Here is a 20,229-nt window from a genome sequence, read left to right as displayed (position 1 = left end):
AGGATGTCAGCCCAAAGGCAAATTTCACGCCGTTTCATGTTCATGATGGCAATGACCTGCGCACTCTGCGCAGGTTGTAATTATTTTAACCAGCCCTTGATTTATTCTATTGCTGAGGATCTGCAGATCAGTGTAGCCCAGTCTGGCTGGACTGTGGTTTTAACCCAGATTGGCTATGCCACCGGGTTATTTTTGTTTGTCCCTCTCGGAGATTTGTTTGAAAAACGGCTGTACATCTGCAGTTTAATGTTCTGTACCGGACTGGCACTTATTGGGCTGTCAGCCAGTACCAATCTGCATATGTTGTATGGCTTTACTCTACTCGCCTCTTTTTGTTCGATTACCACCCAGATTCTGATTCCTTTTGCCGCCAGCCTGTCGCAACGTGATAAAAGTGCCGAAGTCGTTGGCCTGCTCATGAGTGGTGTTCTGGTTGGTATTCTGTTTGCCCGTACCGTGGCCGGACTGATTTCTACTTTATGGTCCTGGCATGCGGTATACCTATTTAGTGGTTGTGCAATTCTTCTGCTAAGTCTGGCCATGTGGTTCCAGTTGCCGAGTGCCAAGAGCCAGTTGCAGATGAATATATTGCAAATTTATCGCTCACTATTTACCTTTGCCCGAACAGAACCCATGCTGATCCGGCGTAGTATGATCGGAGGTTTGGGTTTTGGCATGCTGAGTATTATCTTTACTACCATGACTTTTATTCTGGCTGAAGCACCGTATCATTTTAATGATTTCCAGATTGGTCTCATGGGTATTGTGGGTGTGGTCGGCATCTGGTCCTCTCAATGGACCGGTAAAATGATTGGCAGGCATCGGGAAAAATGGATTGCGCATCTGGCCACATGCGGACTGATTCTGGCCTGGATTCCCTTATTCTTTGCCCAGAATTATTTATGGATTTATATCCTGGGCTTGATTCTGGCTTATTTCGGAATTTCCTGCTTGCATGTCCTGAACCAGAATCTGGTCTATCGAATTTCAATGCAGGCTCGCTCACGGATTAATGCCATCTATATGACCTGTTATTTTTCGGGAGCCGGTCTGGGGGCATTTTTATCGCTGCATTTATGGAAAAGCTATGGCTGGTCTGCCTGTGTCATTTTAGGTTTTATTTTTGCCGTGTTGATCTTTGTGATTAACTATTATGATTTAAACCAAGAAAGAAATTTAGCCAATATTCAGCCTGAGCCTTAGATACTGTTAAAAACCTTTGGGGTTAAAAAGCTTATTTTTTATCCCGCTTTCTGTACCAAGTGCAAATTCTAAAGATGATACGTTCAAAAATAGAAAAATTCTTTAGACTTTTAACGTTTCCTTTCTCTCTGAAGAGCAGTTGAAAATATTGATATCTTAATTTTTTAGAGTTAATTCAATTTACTATTTTCCATTGCGAGATAAACAGATTTCAATTCAGTTAAAGGTGCAGGTTTTGCATAAAAGAAGCCTTGTAGCAAATCACAGCCCTGCTGATAGAGCAAACTGGCCTGACTTAAGGTTTCGACACCTTCTGCGACAACTTCCAAATCCAGCTGATGGGCTAGATGAATAATAGATTGCACAATTGCAGCATCCTGACCATCGAGGGTCAACTCTTCAATAAAACTACGGTCTAGCTTGATTTGATTGATTGGCAAGCGACGCAGATAACTGAGACTCGAATAACCTGTGCCAAAGTCATCAATGGCAACCTGTACACCTAAAGTACGCACCGCTTTTAAAATTTCTATGGTTCGGTCTGCACCATTAATGATGACACCTTCCGTAATTTCAATTTTAAGTAGTTCCGGCGGTAATTGGCTGAGTTGAAGCGCATGTTCAAGTACCTGTAAAAAGCCTGCTCTACGGAATTGTAGCGGAGAAATATTCACCGATACCGTGATCTGGCTATTATGTTTCTTGTTCCAGTGCGCAATATCTAAACAGGCCTTTTCCAGCACCCACTGGCCTACACTAATAATCTGCCCGGTTCTTTCTGCAAGAGGGATAAAAATTGCTGGGGAAATATAACCCTGTTGCGGATGACACCAACGGATTAAGGCTTCCACACCTATTACATGTCCAGTTTCAGGATGAACCAGCGGCTGATAGAACAGGTCGAAATTTTCCTGATTGATCGCTTCCATGAGTTCCAGACGCAGATTGGTATAATCTATTTCTGCGACAGGCTGCATTTTGTTTTTTTCATACCACTGCCACATATTACGCCCCTGTCTTTTGGCTTCCTGCATTGCCAAAACAGACTGATAGATCAGTTCAGATGAATGCTGGATTGAGCTGTCATCCGCCACAATACCAATACTGGCACTTAAATGTATTTTGTACTGATCAATAACAAAAAGTATGGAAAGAAGCTCAAGAATTTCTCCAGCGATCGCCTCCACTTCAGATGACTCATATATTCCTGAAAGCAGTAAGATAAACTCATCTTCAGCAAAGCGGCATAGTACGTTATCGTCTTGAATAAATTTTTGCAGCCGCTCACCCACACTTTTAAGAATCTGATCCCCCACCAGATGACCCAAGCTGTCATTAATATTTTTAAAGTCATCCAGGTCTATATATAGCAGCACCAAAGGTTCTGAACTCTCATGCTGTACTTCAAAAATATTTTCCAGAATTTGCTTAAATGCATGCTGGTTCGGCAAACCGGTTAAATAATCATGGGTATGCTGATGCCGGATATATTCTTCGTGAATAAGTTGCTGGGTAATATCTTCCTGAATTCCTAGAAAATGGGTACAGGTTCCAGTCTGATCAAAAATAGGACCTAGGGTTAAACGGTTCCAGAACCAGCTGCCATCTTTACAGTAACTTTTTATGGTGACCTGAATTTCTTTTTGTTTTTTAACTGCTTGCTTGAGTAATGAAATTTGATCCGGATCAGTATCTGGACCCTGCAAGAAAAAACAGCCTTGCCCTAAAACTTCTGTTTCTGTATAGCCTGTGAGCTTGAGAAAAGCCGGGTTCACATATACCATTAACCTTTCTTCTGAAACATCGGTAATAAAAAGACTATTCGGACTGGCTTCTACTCCCCGTTTTAATAAACGCAAATCCTCCTTGTTTTTACGGGATAAAGTAATATCCCGCGCAATGCCAATAACGCCGGTAACTTTCTGATTTTGTATAATCGGTAAATTGGTCAAATCCAGCCATAAAATATCTCCAGTAACATTATAGATTGGAAGCTCAAAATGTTGAGATTTACCTTGCAGCGTTTCTATAAATGAAAAGTTGGCCAGCTCATGAAATTCGGGCGGTATAAAAGCACAATAATGCTGACCACAAATTTGCTCTTTAGAAAATCCTGTAATTTCTTCGCAAGCAATATTGGTAGTAAGCATATGCCCCTGTAAATCAAGTTCAAAAATGATATGGGGATGATAAGTATAAAAAGAACAGTATTTCTCATTAAGCTCCTGTCTTTTTTGACGCTCCTGATCAAGTTCGATTGCGAGGGCCACTAATTTTGCCGCTTGTTTCAAAAGCTCAATATGCTGTTCTGTCGGTATTTTGGGTGCCCGATAATAGGTCGAAAAAGTGCCATATAAAATATCTGAGGCATTTATAATCGGCATAGACCAGCAACTAGACAGCTTTTCTGCATTCACTACAGCACGGTAGGACTGCCAGTTTGGATCTTTCATTAAATTTGGACTAATGACGAGTTGACGCAAAAAAGCAGCTACGCCACAGGTTCCTCGATCAGGACCAATCTTTAAATCTTGGATGACATTACAGTACTCTTTTGAGAAATGCTGCTGGCCACTTATAACATTTAAAGTTTGCGAGTCTTCTCTATAGAGCATAATTGTGACAAGCGCCTCTGGAATACGTGATTCCAGCCATTGGCTAATAATGTCGAGAATAGGTTTGAGTTCAGTATGGCGGCCAATCAGATTAAAAATATGAAAAATATCTTGATCATCACAATTATTATGCATTCAGACTATCACCTTCCTTAGCTTGTTAACATTTTAGACTTATTCTTAAGATAATCATTAGCAAAAGTTTATATGTACATCTTAAAAGTGCGAAATTTGCCTCATTTTATGTGTAAAAAATATTAATATTAAAGTTTAAAAATCACAGCCAAAGCTGTGATTTGAAATTATGTTTCACTCGTTCAAATTTTGATGTCTTATTTTTAGGCTGCTTGTTGACGACTGTCTACTAATTTACAGCCAGTCTTCCTTTGCAACTCCTCAAAACTTAAGCCATCCACTATTTCAATAACCTGAGCTTGGCCATCTTTTAATTCAATCACACAGAGATCGGTATAAATGCGGTTGACACACTGCTTACCTGTTAGAGGATAAGTCAGTTCTTCAACGATTTTTGCTTCACCGTTTTTGGTCATATGCTCCATACAGACATAGACACATCGAGCACCCACTGCCAGATCCATTGCCCCACCTACAGCAGGTACAGCATCAGCATTACCGGTATGCCAGTTCGCCAAATCACCATTAATAGCAACCTGAAAAGCACCCATGATACAGATATCCAGATGCCCGCCTCGCATGATATCGAAAGAGTCCGCAGAATTCATAAAACTGCCACCTTGCAACATGCTTACGAGTTCTTTACCGGCGTTAATCAGGTCATCATCTGCCTGTTCAGGATCATTCAATGCAGCAAAACCTAAAACACCATTTTCCGAGTGCAGAATTACTCCTTGTTCAGGTTTTAAATAACCAGCCACGCGTGTCGGTAAACCAATACCCAAATTCACAAAAGAGCCAGCTGGAATGTCTTGTGCCACTTTAGCCACAATCTGTTCACGGCTACGTTTTTGAATATTCATCATTTAATATCTCCAACCTTGACCACATGCTGTACAAAAATTCCCGGCGTTACGATGATCTCTGGATCAAGCTCTCCCAGTTCCACAATCTGATGCACTTGTGCAATGGTGGTTTTTGCTGCTTTGGCCATGATCGGACCAAAATTCCGTGCTGCCTTACGGTAGGTCAAGTTGCCCCACTGATCTGCCTGATTGGCATATACCAAGGCATAATCAGCATGAATCGGATATTCCAGCACATAATCTTTTCCATTGATATTTCGGGTTTCTTTACCTTCAGCAATTTTGGTACCAAAACCGGTTGGAGTAAAAACAGCTCCTAAGCCTGCACCGGCTGCCTGAATACGGCAGGCCAGATTGCCTTGTGGCACCAGTTCCAGTTCAACTTTTCCTGCCTTATACAGGTCTTCAAAGACGGTTGAGTTATTGGCCCGCGGGAATGAACAGATCATTTTTTTAACCAGTCCAGACAACAGCAGATTGGTTAGACCACGATCTCCAGAAGCAGCATTGTTGTTAATAATGGTTAAGTCTCGAGGACCAAGATCAATTAATGCTTCGATTAATTCGACCGGCTGACCTGCCAGGCCAAAACCACTGGTCATAATGTGTGCACCATCAGGAATTTGCTTGAGTACCGTCTCGATATCCTTTGTGATTTTATTCATCATATTGCTTCCTAGCATGTTCTATCTATATTGCAAGTGCAGATTAATCTGCCTTTTGCGGATCAAATAAGCGGTCTTTAATAAAGAAAGCGGGTATCAGGCCACAAAGAAAATAGGCAATCCCCATAATCAGTAAGCCCGTACCAATTGAGCCTCCTTGAGCAAAATAGCCAATCGTAAGAGGTGCAAATACAGCACCCAGTCGGCCGACGTTATAGGCACCACCCACTGCTGTTCCACGCACTTTGGTGGAGAAGCTTTCTGTCATGTAAGTCGCATTAATACCGTATGGAATACCATAGAGAAAACCAAAAAATAACATCAGCCAGAGAATGTTATCCGGCGTATTACCAAAGACAATCACAGGGATAAAAATCGCAGTACCCATGGTGCCAAAAGCAAATACCGCACGACGGCCAATCCGGTCAGCGATAAAACCGGCAATGACTTTGGTACACATCATGATCAGAAAAGTCCCGATCATATACATGGTCATTTCTTTAAACTTGATTCCCAGATCAGTCTCTAAATAGGCCGGTAGCCAGTTACTGACTCCATAATAGCCAAACTGTAAAAATGCGGTACTGAAGGACCAGAGGATAAACATGCGACGGCTGAGTGTATCTTCAAAAATCATTTTAAAAGTGTTCTTGGGCTTTTCCTGGACAATACCACTAGCTTTTGCATCCAGTCGGGCCTGACGTGCTTCTAACCAGGCTTTCGGTTCAGGCACCAAGAAGTACATCGCGAAAGCCAGTACAATTGGAATAATGGCAATATAATAGAGGTATCGCCAGCCAAATTCAGGCAACAGCCATCCAGCTAGAACAGTTGCGACCACCGAGCCTAAAGTCCAGCCAGTCATGAGCGTTGCCAATACTGTAGAGCGATATTTGGTGGGTACATACTCTGCCATGAGTGTATTACAGGCAATATATAGAGCACCTAGTCCAATCGCAGAAGTAAAGCGCAGCCATTTGAACTGATCATAACTTTCCACGAATCCCAGCCAGAAGGTTAATGAAGAAAATAATGCAATGGCAACGACGATCACACGAACCCGGCCAAAACGGTCACAAGCCCAGCCACCAAAAAAACCGCCGATAGCCATCCCTGCAAGTGTCCAGCTTCCTAAGGCACCGGCCTGCATATTACTTAATGAAAACTCTTGTTTCAGACTGGTCAGACTGTAGGCTAATAATGCAATATCAGCGCCATCAACCAGTAATGCCAAAAATGAGAAGATAAAGGCCAGAATCCAGACTTTTTGCTTGGGTTCGTTTCTACCTTCCACTGGGTGTTGTTGTGAACTGATCGTATCCATAATGCTCTTTCTACTTTTCGGCACTCCTGTGCCTTTTTAAAACGCATATTTCACTTAATTATTTAGGTGAAATATAGAATATTTACTGATCATTACCACGTTTTAGCAAAGTGGTATGAAGATGCTTTTCAAGGTTTTTAAAAATTGAATACGGTGAAATCACATAGCAATCTACAAATAGATGTGATTAAGCCGCGATGCTTAACCCCGAAAACAATCTAGCCAGCAATGCTGGCTAGAGGGAGATCTCAGGTTTAGTTGCAAAATGCTGCAATTCCGGTTTGTGCACGTCCTAAAATCAGGGCATGTACATCGTGGGTACCTTCATAGGTATTTACCACTTCCAGATTAACCAGATGACGGGCTACACCGAATTCATCGCTAATACCATTTCCACCCATCATGTCACGGGCCAAACGGGCAATATCCAGTGCCTTACCGCAGTTATTACGCTTAATTAAAGATGTACCTTCAACTGAAGCAATACCCTCATCCTTCATGCGGCCAAAACGTAAAGCCACCTGTAAGCCAAGGGCAATTTCAGTTTGCATGTCTGCCAGTTTTTTCTGGATCAGCTGATTGGCCGCGAGTGGTCGGCCAAACTGTTTCCGGTCCATGGTGTACTGATGCGCGGTATGCCAGCAGAATTCTGCAGCTCCCATCGCACCCCATGCAATCCCGTAACGCGCACTGTTCAAGCAGGTAAAAGGCCCTTTTAAACCACGAACTTCCGGAAATGCATTTTCTTCTGGAACAAAGACGTTATCCATCACAATTTCACCGGTGATTGAGGCACGTAGACCCACCTTGCCGTGAATCGCTGGAGCAGAAAGCCCTTCCCAGCCTTTTTCTAAAATAAAGCCACGAATGTCACCGACATTACCTTCGGCAGAAACTTCTTTGGCCCAAACTACAAATACATCGGCAATCGGACTATTGGTAATCCACATTTTTGCGCCTGTTAAACGGTAACCACCCTCGACTTTTTTAGCACGGCTAATCATGCTGCCAGGATCTGATCCATGATCTGGCTCGGTCAAGCCGAAGCAACCAATATATTCACCGGTTGCTAATTTTGGTAAATACTTCTGCTTTTGCTCTTCAGAACCAAATTCATTAATGGGTACCATCACCAGAGAGCTTTGTACGCTGGCCATTGAACGGTAACCTGAATCGACACGTTCAACTTCACGGGCAATCAGACCATAACTGACATAATTTAAACCTGCACCGCCGTACTGTTCCGGAATGGTTGGACCGAGTAAACCCAGTTCTCCCATTTCACGGAAAATAGCCGGATCGGTTTTTTCATGACGGAACTGTTCCAGTACACGCGGCATCAGTTTGTCTTGACAGTATGCTGCCGCTGCATCGCGAATCATGCGCTCTTCTGATGTCAGTTGCTGTTCGATTAAAAATGGGTCTTGCCAATCAAATTTAATTTTTGTCGTCATTTTAATATTTCCTTATTTTAAAATTATGAGACTAGGCAGTTGCTTGTTTAATCATTTCACGCGCAATAATAATTTGCTGGATTTGTGTGGTTCCTTCATATAAACGGAACAGTCGCACATCACGGTAGAAACGTTCAATTGAATATTCACTGATATAACCCGCTCCGCCATGAATCTGCAAACAGCGATCAGCTATTCGGCCACACATTTCGGTTGCAAACATTTTGGCACAAGAGGCTTCAGTCGTAACATTTTGACCCGCATCACGCAGACGCGCAGCATCCAGCACCATACATTTGGCTGCATAAATTTCGGCCTTAGAGTCTGCCAACATCCCCTGGATCAGCTGGAAATTCGCAATGGGCTGACCAAACTGTTTGCGTTCCACTGCATAGTTAAGTGCGTCTTCCAGCATGCGCTCTGCCATGCCAACGCTATAACCGGCAATGTGCAGACGACCCTTATCCAGCACACGCATTGCTGTTTTAAAGCCGATCCCTTCTACACCGCCAATCAGTTGATCTTTATGCACTTTACAGTTATCAAAAATTACATCACAGGTATAGGAACCATGTTGGCCCATTTTCTTGTCAATTTTACCTAGGCTTAAACCAGGCGTGCCTGCTTCAACTAGAAATGCTGAAATAGCACTAGCACCTTTAATTTCTTGATTGGTACGTGCCATCACGGTAAATGTCGTAGCTCGTGGGGCATTGGTGATGAAGCGTTTAGTTCCGTTTAAAATATAATAATCGCCGTCTTTGACTGCACTGGTTTTTAAAGCAGCAGCGTCTGACCCTGAATCAGGTTCGGTTAAACAGAATGAACCAATAATTTCGCCCGTTGCATAACGCGGTAAATATTTCTGTTTTTGTTCTTCTGTACCGTCGATGATGATGCCACTTGAGCCAATGCCGTTGTTAGTACCAATTAAAGAGCGGAAGGCAGCCGATGTCTGACCCAACTCCATCGCGACCAGAATTTCTTCTTCCATGGTAATACCTAAACCGCCATATTCTTCTGGAATCGTCAGGCCAAATAAACCCAACTCTTTCATCTGTTCCACAATATGTTCAGGAATGGCATTGTTCTCTTCTACTTCATGCTCGAGAGGCACCAGTTCATTTTTTACAAAATTTCGAATCGTCGACAGAAGCTGGTCTAACATTTCTGGATCACGAATCATATAAATCTCCATGGATATAATTTAGGTAAATTCCTTTACCATTATTTTTGTTTCGCAATACGAAATAAATAATCACATAAAATCATTTTTAGCAAGAAAAATTACCAAAATTTTTATTTTTATCTTAAAAATGAAATTTTTCTGGCATTCGAGTTCAGTTGTGTTTAAGATTTAATTTCACAATGCGAAATATTACCAATGAGGAATCGTTGTGTTTATCAACTTTTGAAGATAAGGCTGCATCTTTCTTCTTGAGGTAATGCTTATTAATTATTGCTATTGTGGTGAAAAATCGAAATTTTGAATGACTTTCTTTAACCTGAAAACCAGATGACTGTATGTTGTCTGGAAGCTTGGATAACTACATTCTTTCCGATCACAAATAATTTAGGTACTTTTTTCTACATTTTATCTTTTGTATAAGTGTTTTATTTTGTATCGTGAAATTATATTGTTATCATATTTACTAATTTAACCTTAATTGCCTTGAACATGACAAAAAATAAAACTGGTGAAATTCCCAATTTTGATGAAATCCGTTTAGACCCGATTTCACATATTCATAGAGAAAACAATCCTCAATTTATTGCGTCTATTGCGCGTGGATTGGAAATCTTGCGCTGCTTTTCTTCAACCAATCAATTACTTGGCAATCAAGAAATTGCACAATTAACCAACTTGCCTAAGCCGACTGTAGCGCGTATTACCAGTACCCTGGTTTCTTTAGGTTATTTAAAACAATTGCCTAATACCACAAAATATTTACTAGATGTGGGTGTATTGGCTTTGGGCTATGCAGCTCTGAGTAATATTTCTGCGCGGACTCAGGCTTATCCATTTATGGAAGAAATGTCGCGTTATTCCCAAGCCCCTGTGGCAATGGCTACACGTGACCGTTTGAGCATGATTTATCTGGAAGTGGTACATACAGAGTCGACGCTGACCATGCGCCGCCCTGTTGGTTCGACTTTACCGATTCATAGCAGTGCCATGGGACGTGCCTGCCTGGCAGCAATGGATGTAAAAGAACGTGAATATTTATTTGATGCGATCAAGAAAAGAAACGAAGACCAGTGGCCAACTATCAAGCGTAATCTGGAACGTGCAATCCGTGATTATCAGGATTATGGCTACTGTCTGTCTTTAGGTGACTGGGCTAAGGATGTGAATTCCGTGGCAGTTCCACTGGTGCATCCCAAACATGGAATTTTAACGTTTAACTGTGGGGCTCCAAGTTATCTTCTCAATCAGGAAAAACTGGAAAATGAAATTGGACCGCGTCTGATTCACATGGTGAATAATATTGCGATGAATCTCAATAATATATAAAAAAATTAATCATCAGAGCGACATTAAGTCGCTCTTTTTATTAAATACCCAGTCTATACATCTTCTTACTTTACCCAGAATTTGCCGCAAACCTTTTTGATGCTGTGAAATAAATAAGTAAAGTCCTATTTCAAATAAAAAGATCAAAAATAAGCTTCATAACCGATTTAGATAATGCTATAAATATCGTATAGCGAAATTGGATTTTATATTATGGAAGATATAACAAGAGAGTCGATGGAGTTTGACGTCGTCATCGTAGGCGCAGGCCCTGCGGGTCTTTCTGCTGCGATCAAAATCCGTCAACTTGCAATTGAAAACAACTTAAACGATCTGTCCGTTTGTGTTGTAGAAAAAGGCTCCGAAGTCGGTGCACATATTCTTTCCGGTGCGGTGCTTGAACCACGTGCCATGAACGAATTGTTCCCGGACTGGAAAGAACAGGGTGCCCCGCTGAATGTCCCGGTGACTGAAGATAAAACCTTCTTCCTGCTGTCAGATGAAAAATCACAGGAAGCACCGCACTGGATGGTACCTAAAACCATGCACAATGAGGGCAACTATGTCATCTCGCTCGGCAACGTGGTGCGCTGGTTAGGCCAGAAAGCTGAAGAGCTGGAAGTGTCAATCTTCCCGGGCTTTGCCGCCTCAGAAATTCTGTACCATGAAGATGGCACGGTAAAAGGCATCCAGACCGGTGACATGGGTATTGGTAAAGATGGCGAACCGACGCATAACTTTACCCCGGGTTATGAACTGCATGCCAAATACACGTTATTTGCAGAAGGTTGCCGTGGTCATTTGGGTAAACGCCTGATCCAGAAATTCAACCTGGACAAGGATGCCGATCCGCAGCATTACGGCATTGGCATTAAAGAGCTTTGGGAAATTGATCCGGCCAAACATAAACCAGGTCTGGTGATGCACGGTGCTGGCTGGCCATTGAATGAAACCGGTTCTTCAGGTGGCTGGTGGTTGTACCACGCCGAGAACAACCAGGTGACCCTGGGCATGATCGTGGATCTTTCTTATGAAAACCCGCATATGTATCCGTTCATGGAAATGCAGCGCTGGAAAACCCATCCACTGATCAAGCAGTATCTGGAAGGTGGCAAGCGTATTTCTTATGGTGCCCGTGCCGTGACCAAAGGTGGTTTTAACTCGCTGCCGAAATTCACCTTCCCGGGTGGCTCATTAATTGGGGATGATGCCGGCTTCCTGAACTTCGCCAAGATCAAGGGTTCTCATACGGCAATGAAATCCGGCATGCTCTGCGGTGAAGCGGTATTTGAAGCGATTGCTGCCGGTGTAGAAAAAGGTGGTGATCTGGCGATTGCACGCGTGGTAGAGGGCGAAGATTTCTTTGTTAAGGAATTGACTGCTTATACCGACAAGTTCAACCATAGCTGGCTGAAAGAAGAGCTGTACAGCTCGCGTAACTTCGGCCCGGCGATGCACAAGTTCGGTCAATGGATGGGAGGTGCATTCAACTTCATCGACCAGAACGTGTTTAAAGTACCGTTTACCCTGCATGACCTGCTGCCTGACTTCAAGGCATTAAAAACTGTCGATGCAGTGAACTTCAAGCCGACCTATCCAAAACCGGATGGCAAGCTGACTTTTGACCGACTGTCTTCGGTATTTGTATCGAACACGGTCCATGAAGAAAACCAGCCTTCGCATTTGAAACTGACTGACCCGTCCATTCCGGTTGAAGTAAACCTGCCGAAATGGGATGAGCCTGCACAGCGTTACTGCCCGGCGGGGGTGTATGAAATCATGGAAAATAATGACGGTTCCAAGCGCTTCCAGATCAATGCAGCCAACTGTGTGCACTGCAAGACCTGTGACATCAAGGATCCGTCCCAGAACATCACCTGGGTGACACCGGAAGGTGGTGGTGGTCCGAATTACCCGAATATGTAAGGTAATTCTTGTGAATGAGAGAAATAAATTTATTTCTCTCATTCACATACCCAATCTTGAAGCAGTTAGTATTAACACTTCACTTTAATTTTTTAGGTAATCCCAGTTCCCTCGGGAGCTGAGATTAATAAATTTTCAAATAGAAAAAATAGAAAAAATAGAAAAAATAGAAAAAATAGAAAAAATAGAAAAGATCGCATATAGGGTCAGAGATAAAAATGGCCTACTCGAAACCGAGTAAGCCATTTTTAAGATTTAAAACAAATGACGAAAAATTTTAGTCATTCATCTATGGATTATTGCTGAGCCACAAACTTGGCACGCGCTGCATGCAATTTCTTATAGCTGTCAATTAAACGTAGATGACGATCCAGCCCTTCAAGCTGCATGTTGGTTTCGGTCAAACCATAGAAACGAACTGTTCCTTCGATTGAACCTAGAACGGCATCCATACGGGCATCACCAAACATACGACGGAAGTTGTGTTCATAATCTTCCAGTTCCATTTCATCATCCAGAATGACTTCTAGAACGACATTCATGCACTGGTAGAACAGCCCACGTTCCACGGTATTGGTATTGAACTGCAGGAACTGCTCAACCAGATCTTTGGCTTCTTCAAATTGCTGCAAAGCCACATAAATCAGAAGTTTCAGTTCCAGAATAGTAAGTTGGCCCCATTCAGTATTTTCATCGAACTCGATACCGATCAAGGTTTTGATCTCGGTATAATCATCCTCATCTGCTTCTTCCAGACGCTCAACCAGTGCTTCCAGTTGTTCATCATCCAGACGGTGCAGATTCAGGATATCTTCACGATATAACAAAGCCTTGTTGGTATTGTCCCAAACCAGATCTTCTACCAGATAAATTTCCGAATAGCCCGGTACCAGAATACGGCAAGCTGTTGCACCTAAATGCTGGTACACCGCCATATAAACTTCATGGCCCATGTCTTCCAGAATTGTGAATAATTCCTGAGCTTCATCCGCATTCGAATTTTGACCATTATTGGTGAAGTCCCACTCGACAAAATCATAATCTGATTTCGCGCTGAAGAAACGCCAAGACACCACACCGCTCGAGTCGATGAAATGCTCAACAAAATTATTCGGTTCAGTTACTGCATTGCTGCTAAAGGTTGGTTTTGGCAGATCATTCAGACCTTCAAAACTACGGCCTTGTAACAACTCAGTCAGACTGCGTTCTAATGCCACTTCAAAGTTAGGATGGGCACCAAATGAGGCAAATACACCGCCGGTACGTGGGTTCATCAAGGTGACACACATGACCGGGAACTGACCGCCTAATGAAGCATCTTTGACCAGAACTGGGAAGCCCTGTTCTTCCAGACCTTTAATACCTTCAACAATTTTTGGATATTTTTCCAGAACATGTTCAGGCACATCCGGTAATGCGAGTTCACTTTCCAGAATTTCGCGTTTAACAGCACGCTCAAAAATTTCAGACAGACATTGTACTTGCGCTTCAGCCAAGGTATTGCCGGCACTCATACCATTACTTAAGTAAAGGTTTTCAATCAGATTCGACGGGAAATAAACGGTTTCACCATCAGACTGACGTACAAATGGCAGTGAGCAGATGCCGCGAGCCTTGTTCCCTGAGTTGGTATCATAAAGATGGGTACCCAATAACTCATCTTCAGGATCATAAATTTCACGGGTATGTTCATCTAAAACTTCTGCAGGTAGTTCGCCATTCGGACCTGGCTGGAACCATTTTTCATCTGGATAATGCACAAATTCTGCATTGGCAATATCTTCACCCCAGAACTGATCGTTATAGAAGAAGTTGCAGTTCAGACGCTCAATAAATTCACCCAAGGCAGATGCCAGCGCACTTTCCTTGGTCGAACCCTTACCGTTGGTAAAGCACATTGGTGACTGCGCATCACGGATATGCAATGACCAGACATTCGGCACGATATTACGCCAAGACGCAATTTCAATCTTCATGCCGAGGCCTGCCAGAATGGCAGACATATTGGCAATGGTTTCTTCCAGCGGAAGGTCTTTACCTGGAATAAACGTACTGTTTTCAGAAGCCAGACTTGGCATTAACAAGGCTTGAGCATCTGCATCGATACTTTCCACTTCTTCAATAACAAATTCAGGACCGGTCTGAATCACCTTTTTCACGGTACAGCGGTCAATCGAACGCAAAATGCCCTGACGGTCTTTTTCAGAAATATCAGCCGGTAGTTCCACCTGAATTTTAAAAATCTGTTTATAACGGTTTTCAGGATCAACAATATTGTTTTGTGACAGACGGATATTGTCGGTCGGAATGTCACGTGCTGCGCAATAGACTTTGACAAAATAAGCCGCACAAAGTGCCGACGATGCCAGAAAATAATCGAATGGGCCGGGTGCAGAACCATCGCCTTTATAGCGGATCGGCTGATCGGCAATCACCGTGAAGTCATCGAACTTGGCTTCCTGACGAAGATTATCGAGATAATTGACCTTAATTTCCATGTAGATACCTAAATATTCTTATGTGCCGTCACGGACAGATAAGATGCTGAATCTGAATATACAAGCCGGTTCACGGAGGAGAACTTGAATGAAAAATAGAAAATGGTCAGGTTATGCCATTTGACTAAGTGTCTGGATAACGCTGCCGAGAATGGGCGCTATTATAGAATTATTTTATGAAATTGATAATATTTGTCTGAAATTCTGGCAGATTAAACCAGACCCTCAGTCTTTCCTGAGCTGCCGGAGCATGAATCTACTTCAAGTCATGGCTTATACTATTAATCAAAGTTGCAGATAAGGCAGATTTTCACCTGCCTAGTCTGAGATAACTTTAGAAATCATAACTCAGTGCAAATACTGCAAGATTACGCTGCTTGTCATCATAGCGGTCATAACCGCCAAAGATATATTCACCTGACACACTCAACTGCGGTAAAAGCGCATAACTGAGTCCGGCAGAAGCATAACGAAAGGCAAACTGCTTTTCGGTATCGCCCAGTTCACCGCCCTCATATTTGCCTTCATCGTTAAAATAGCTCCCTGCTGCCGTAACGCTGGCATTCAGGCGATCATTCAATTGATGGTTCAGGTTAAGGGTATAAAAAGTATCGCCCTGATTGGCATAAGCCACATCATACAGATAGGTCGATATGCTGGCCCCGATACTGGTCTGATCATTCACTGCACGACTTACATTTAAACCCAGCTCATTTCCGGTAGTATGCTTGCCGCCCGGATAATAATAAGTTGCGTTCCATAGATCCCAATCATAATTTTTGCTGCTATGGGTATAACCCAGCAGAAAGTCATGCTCGAATTTGTCTGAGCGATGTCCCGGACGCCCCTGCACTTCTGCATAAGAGTATCCAAGCGTAGATCCCCAATATCCGACATAAAAATTGCCATAAGCCAGATTCAATGCAGCCTGTACAGCAACGTCATCATTTTCAGGTGCATTGGTCAAACCGCGGGAGATATATTTGGATACCACACTCAAGTTTCCGCTTGCTTCTATTTGTTTTACTTCTGCATCATCGGCATAACAGTAAAGACTTGAAACAGCAGCACAGCCAAACAGCACTGTTTGATTGAATATTTTCATAAAATATAAATTGTATTAAGCAAAGCCGGAGATAAAACGAAAGCAGTCGAGGTTTTATCTCCGTTTTTGGGAAAAAATTGAAATTCGTTTTACTCCTGCTTTGCCAGATGACAGGAATAAAACCATGATTTAAGCGCGAGGCGCCTTGTAAAAAGGTGCCGATGAAGGCGCAAGAGCAGGTTTGCCACGAATATGGTCTGCCAGTTTTTCAGCGATCATAATCGTAGTTGCATTGAGGTTACCGGTAATGATCAAAGGCATAATCGAGGCATCAATCACACGCAACCCCTGCATTTCATGTACGCGTCCATAACCATCGACAACCGCCATGTCATCCTCACCCATTTTACAGCTACACGATGGATGATACGCGGTTTCTGCATGATTACGAACAAATTCATCAATTTCAGCATCTGTTTGTAGATGTTTTCCTGGACTGATTTCTTCACCACGATAGGGATCTAATGCCGGCTGATGCATGATTTCCCGGGTAATACGGATGGCATCGCGGAATTCACGCCAGTCCTGCTCAGTACTCATATAGTTGAACAGAATACTTGGATGCTCAAACGGGTCTTTGGATTTCAGACGGACACGGCCACGTGACGGTGAACGCATAGAGCCCACATGAGCCTGGAAGCCATGTTCATGAATGGCATTGGTGCCATTATAATTAATCGCCACAGGCAGGAAATGATACTGGATATTAGGCCATTCAAATTCGTCTGAAGAGCGGATAAAACCACCAGCTTCAAACTGGTTGCTGGCCCCGATACCTTTACCTAAAAACAACCATTCAGCGCCAATCATCGGCTGGTTATACCACTTGAGTGCTGGATATAAGCTGACAGGTTTTTTGCACTTATATTGCAGGTACATTTCCAGATGGTCCTGCAGGTTTTCACCCACGCCTGGCAAATCCTGAACCACAGGAATATCCAGACTTTTTAACAGTTCAGCCGGACCCACACCGGAGCGCTGCAGGATTTGCGGCGAGGCAATTGCACCTGCACATAGTAATACTTCACGATCTGCAAAGACCTGAATCGGCTGTAAGGTATTTTGTCCTTCAAAATATTCCACACCAATCGCCTGATTACGATTAAACAGAATACGGTTGGTCATGGCGTGGGTAATAATCGTGAGATTATCCCGGCCTTTGGCCATATCGAGATAACCGCGTGCTGTACTGGAACGACGGCCTTGCGGCGTTACGGTACGGTCCATCGGCCCGAAACCTTCCTGCTGATAGCCATTCAGGTCATCAGTACGTGAATAGCCGGCCTGTACACCTGCCTCGACCATGGCATGGAACAGTTCATTATTGCCATTTTTCGGTGTTGCGACCGAAACCGGTCCAGAATCACCATGATAATCATTGCCGCCAATATCGCGCGTTTCAGCTTTTTTATAATACGGCAGACATTCGGCATAGCTCCAGTGTTCTAGCCCCTTAAGGCTGGTCCACTGTTCAAGATCCATAGCATTACCACGAATGTAACACATGCCGTTAATTAACGAAGAACCGCCCAGACCTTTTCCACGCCCGCACTCCATACGACGATTATTCATATGAGGTTCGGGGTCGGTCAGATAGGCCCAGTTATAGCGTTGTCCCTGTAATGGATAAGCCAATGCAGCCGGCATTTGTGTTCTGAAGTCTAGACGGTAATCCGGCCCACCCGCTTCCAGCAGCAGGACTTTCACATCCGGATCTTCAGTTAAACGCGCTGCGAGCACATTTCCTGCCGAACCTGCACCAATAATAATATAATCGTAATTCATCCAATCCTCCCTTATGCGCTAAATACAGACTGGAAAGGACTGAGTTCGACCTGAACTGACTTGGTCTGGGTATATTGCTGTAGCGTGACAATACCGTTTTCGCGACCGACACCTGAATGTTTATAGCCACCAACTGGCATTTCTGCCGGTGATTCGCCCCAGGTATTAATCCAGCAAATGCCGGCTTCAATCTGGTGAATAATCTGGTGTGCACGTGCCAGATTCGGCGTCACGACACCAGCTGCCAGACCATACTCGGTGTCATTGGCTCGACGAATCGCCTCTTCTTCTGAGTCATAACTCAGAATACTCATGACTGGACCAAAGATTTCTTCACGAACAATCGTCATGTCGTCACGACAATCGGTAAATACCGTTGGTAGCACATAAGCGCCTTGCGCAAACTGCTCATCTTCAGCACGGCCACCACCACACAATAAGCGTGCACCTTCGATCTTGCCCTTTTCAATATAGCTCAATACTTTTTCCATATGAGAGAAGCTGGACACTGGACCAAAATTGGTCTCAGGATCAAGTGGATCCCCCATACGGATATAAGGAATACGCTGCAAAATCTTTTCTTCGAATTCGGCTTTCAAGGCTAAAGGTACAAATATGCGGGTACCATTGGTACAGACCTGACCGGAACTGTAGAAGTTGGCCATCATGGCAATATCTGCCGCCAGATCCAGATCGGCATCTTCACAGATAATCAGCGGGGATTTTCCGCCCAGCTCCATAGTCACTTCTTTCAGGCTGGAATTCGCAGCTTGGGCCATGACTTTTTTGCCGGTTGCGACACCACCGGTAAATGAAACTTTGGCTATGTCCGGATGTGAAGTCAGATAGCCACCAATTTCACCACTACCGGTCACCACATTAAATACGCCATGCGGCACACCTGCTTTAGTATAAATTTCTGCCAGTTTTAATGCAGTTAAAGGCGTTACTTCACTGGCTTTAAAGATCATGGCATTGCCTGCTGCCAGTGCAGGTGCCGATTTCCATAAGGCGATTTGAATCGGGTAATTCCATGCACCAATCCCGGCAACCACACCTAAAGGTTCACGGCGGGTATAGACAAACGAACTGCTTCTGAGCGGGATTTGCTGGCCTTCTAATGCTGGTAAAATACCTGCATAGTATTCGAGTACATCTGCACCTGTCGCAATATCGACGGTGGATGTTTCACTGAAAGCTTTACCACTGTCGAGGCTTTCTAAACGCGCCAGCTCGTCATTACGTTCACGGAGGATGGCAACCGTCTTGTTCAAAATACGGGAACGTTGAATCGCCGTCATTTCTGCCCAGACCTTTTGTCCTTTCTGTGCCGATTCAACAGCGCGATCGATATCTTTTCGCGTACACACTTGCACGTCTGCCAGAACTTCGCCTGTTGCAGGATTAATCGTTTGAAACGTGCTATTGGACGATGCATCGACATACTGTCCATGAATATAAGGACGTTGCAGTTTGAATGTTGTCAATGGAATTTCCTCGCAGGTGGGTTATTTGAGTTGTTGCCGGATATATTCACTACACAGTTCAATCGGCAGTTCTGGATCAATTTCGCCACTTACCAAAGCACCTCTTAGCCAGAATCCGTCAATCAATGCTGCCAGACCTTGAGCAGCTTTCTCTGCCTGGTCTTTACTCAACTTTTTCATGAATTCATATTTGAGATTGGAATGTAAACGGTAATGATTGATCTGCTGTAAACGGTGTAATTCAGGTTGGTGCAAACTGCTAGCCCAGAATGCCAACCAGACTTTCATGGCTGCCTTGTCCGTTTGTGGAGCAGCAAAATTACCACGGACGATCGCCAGTAAGCGTTGTTCCGGTATGTCATCAACCTGCATCTTTATCTGTGCAACAGATGTACCTAATTGCTGCAACAAGTAACGCATTGTGGCTTCGATCAAGCCATTTTTACCTTGAAAATAATGACTTATAATGCCGGTTGAGACACCTGCCCTTTGAGCAATCTGACTGATTGAGGCTTCTGCAAAACCCAGCTCATTGACTGCAGCTAAAGTGGCGTCGATAAGTTGCTGACGGCGGATCGGTTGCATACCAACTTTGGGCATAGGTCTAACCTGAATAACGGATATAACAATAGAAAGTTACTTTGCTAAAAA

The 20,229-nt window shown here is 43.5% G+C and carries 14 protein-coding genes; 3 read left to right on the top strand and 11 right to left on the bottom strand.

Annotated features, from left to right (window positions below; all coding sequences use genetic code 11):
• The first annotated feature begins 3 nt into the window (after window positions 1-3).
• Window positions 4-1,203: an MFS transporter gene (locus tag VXQ11_RS05800; protein ID WP_416705626.1), complete on the top strand. Its 1,200-nt coding sequence runs from the start codon at window positions 4-6 to the stop codon at window positions 1,201-1,203.
• Window positions 1,204-1,373: 170 nt separating this feature from the next.
• Here the strand turns inward: VXQ11_RS05800 and VXQ11_RS05795 are convergent, their stop codons facing one another.
• The 6 genes from VXQ11_RS05795 to VXQ11_RS05770 form a co-directional block, all read right to left on the bottom strand.
• Window positions 1,374-3,953 (bottom strand): EAL domain-containing protein, encoded by a 2,580-nt coding sequence (locus tag VXQ11_RS05795; protein ID WP_416705625.1) that lies wholly within the window; start codon window positions 3,951-3,953, stop codon window positions 1,374-1,376.
• Between the two features lie 203 nt (window positions 3,954-4,156).
• Entirely contained in the window at window positions 4,157-4,816 is a 660-nt protein-coding gene (locus tag VXQ11_RS05790) for a 3-oxoacid CoA-transferase subunit B (protein WP_064096840.1), read from the bottom strand.
• Window positions 4,816-5,487 (bottom strand): 3-oxoacid CoA-transferase subunit A, encoded by a 672-nt coding sequence (locus tag VXQ11_RS05785; RefSeq protein WP_416705624.1) that lies wholly within the window; start codon window positions 5,485-5,487, stop codon window positions 4,816-4,818. Before VXQ11_RS05785 ends, VXQ11_RS05790 begins: the two co-directional genes overlap by 1 nt.
• 40 nt (window positions 5,488-5,527) lie before the next feature.
• Window positions 5,528-6,808, bottom strand: coding sequence for an MFS transporter (locus tag VXQ11_RS05780; RefSeq protein ID WP_416705623.1), 1,281 nt, complete (start codon window positions 6,806-6,808; stop codon window positions 5,528-5,530).
• A 254-nt stretch (window positions 6,809-7,062) separates the two neighbouring features.
• Window positions 7,063-8,262, bottom strand: coding sequence for an acyl-CoA dehydrogenase (locus tag VXQ11_RS05775; protein WP_416705622.1), 1,200 nt, complete (start codon window positions 8,260-8,262; stop codon window positions 7,063-7,065).
• Between the two features lie 31 nt (window positions 8,263-8,293).
• Complete coding sequence (locus VXQ11_RS05770) at window positions 8,294-9,448, bottom strand: acyl-CoA dehydrogenase family protein (RefSeq protein WP_416705621.1); 1,155 nt, start codon at window positions 9,446-9,448, stop codon at window positions 8,294-8,296.
• A gap of 492 nt (window positions 9,449-9,940) precedes the next feature.
• Here VXQ11_RS05770 and VXQ11_RS05765 point away from each other — a divergent pair, with 492 nt between their 5' ends.
• Window positions 9,941-10,777 carry an IclR family transcriptional regulator gene (locus tag VXQ11_RS05765; RefSeq protein ID WP_064102868.1) on the top strand — a complete coding sequence of 279 codons (837 nt, stop codon included), beginning with the start codon at window positions 9,941-9,943 and terminating at the stop codon, window positions 10,775-10,777.
• A gap of 213 nt (window positions 10,778-10,990) precedes the next feature.
• Entirely contained in the window at window positions 10,991-12,703 is a 1,713-nt protein-coding gene (locus tag VXQ11_RS05760) for a 4Fe-4S dicluster domain-containing protein (protein ID WP_416705620.1), read from the top strand.
• 296 nt (window positions 12,704-12,999) lie between these two features.
• Here the strand turns inward: VXQ11_RS05760 and VXQ11_RS05755 are convergent, their stop codons facing one another.
• From VXQ11_RS05755 to betI, 5 genes are all read right to left on the bottom strand, one after another.
• Complete coding sequence (locus VXQ11_RS05755) at window positions 13,000-15,201, bottom strand: OsmC domain/YcaO domain-containing protein (protein ID WP_416705619.1); 2,202 nt, start codon at window positions 15,199-15,201, stop codon at window positions 13,000-13,002.
• A gap of 334 nt (window positions 15,202-15,535) precedes the next feature.
• On the bottom strand, window positions 15,536-16,306 hold the full coding sequence (locus tag VXQ11_RS05750; RefSeq protein ID WP_416705618.1) for a hypothetical protein: 771 nt from the start codon (window positions 16,304-16,306) through the stop codon (window positions 15,536-15,538).
• Window positions 16,307-16,435: 129 nt separating this feature from the next.
• On the bottom strand, window positions 16,436-18,091 hold the full coding sequence (gene betA / locus VXQ11_RS05745) for a choline dehydrogenase (RefSeq protein ID WP_416705617.1): 1,656 nt from the start codon (window positions 18,089-18,091) through the stop codon (window positions 16,436-16,438).
• Window positions 18,092-18,102: 11 nt separating this feature from the next.
• Window positions 18,103-19,578 carry a betaine-aldehyde dehydrogenase gene (betB, locus tag VXQ11_RS05740; RefSeq protein WP_416705616.1) on the bottom strand — a complete coding sequence of 492 codons (1,476 nt, stop codon included), beginning with the start codon at window positions 19,576-19,578 and terminating at the stop codon, window positions 18,103-18,105.
• A gap of 21 nt (window positions 19,579-19,599) precedes the next feature.
• Complete coding sequence (betI, locus tag VXQ11_RS05735; RefSeq protein WP_416680196.1) at window positions 19,600-20,178, bottom strand: transcriptional regulator BetI; 579 nt, start codon at window positions 20,176-20,178, stop codon at window positions 19,600-19,602.
• Window positions 20,179-20,229 lie beyond the last annotated feature (51 nt).

The organism is Acinetobacter sp. 197 (genome assembly GCF_048148385.1).
In the GTDB taxonomy this organism is placed as follows: domain Bacteria; phylum Pseudomonadota; class Gammaproteobacteria; order Pseudomonadales; family Moraxellaceae; genus Acinetobacter; species Acinetobacter pecorum.
This window is presented reverse-complemented; position numbering and strand designations above follow the sequence as displayed.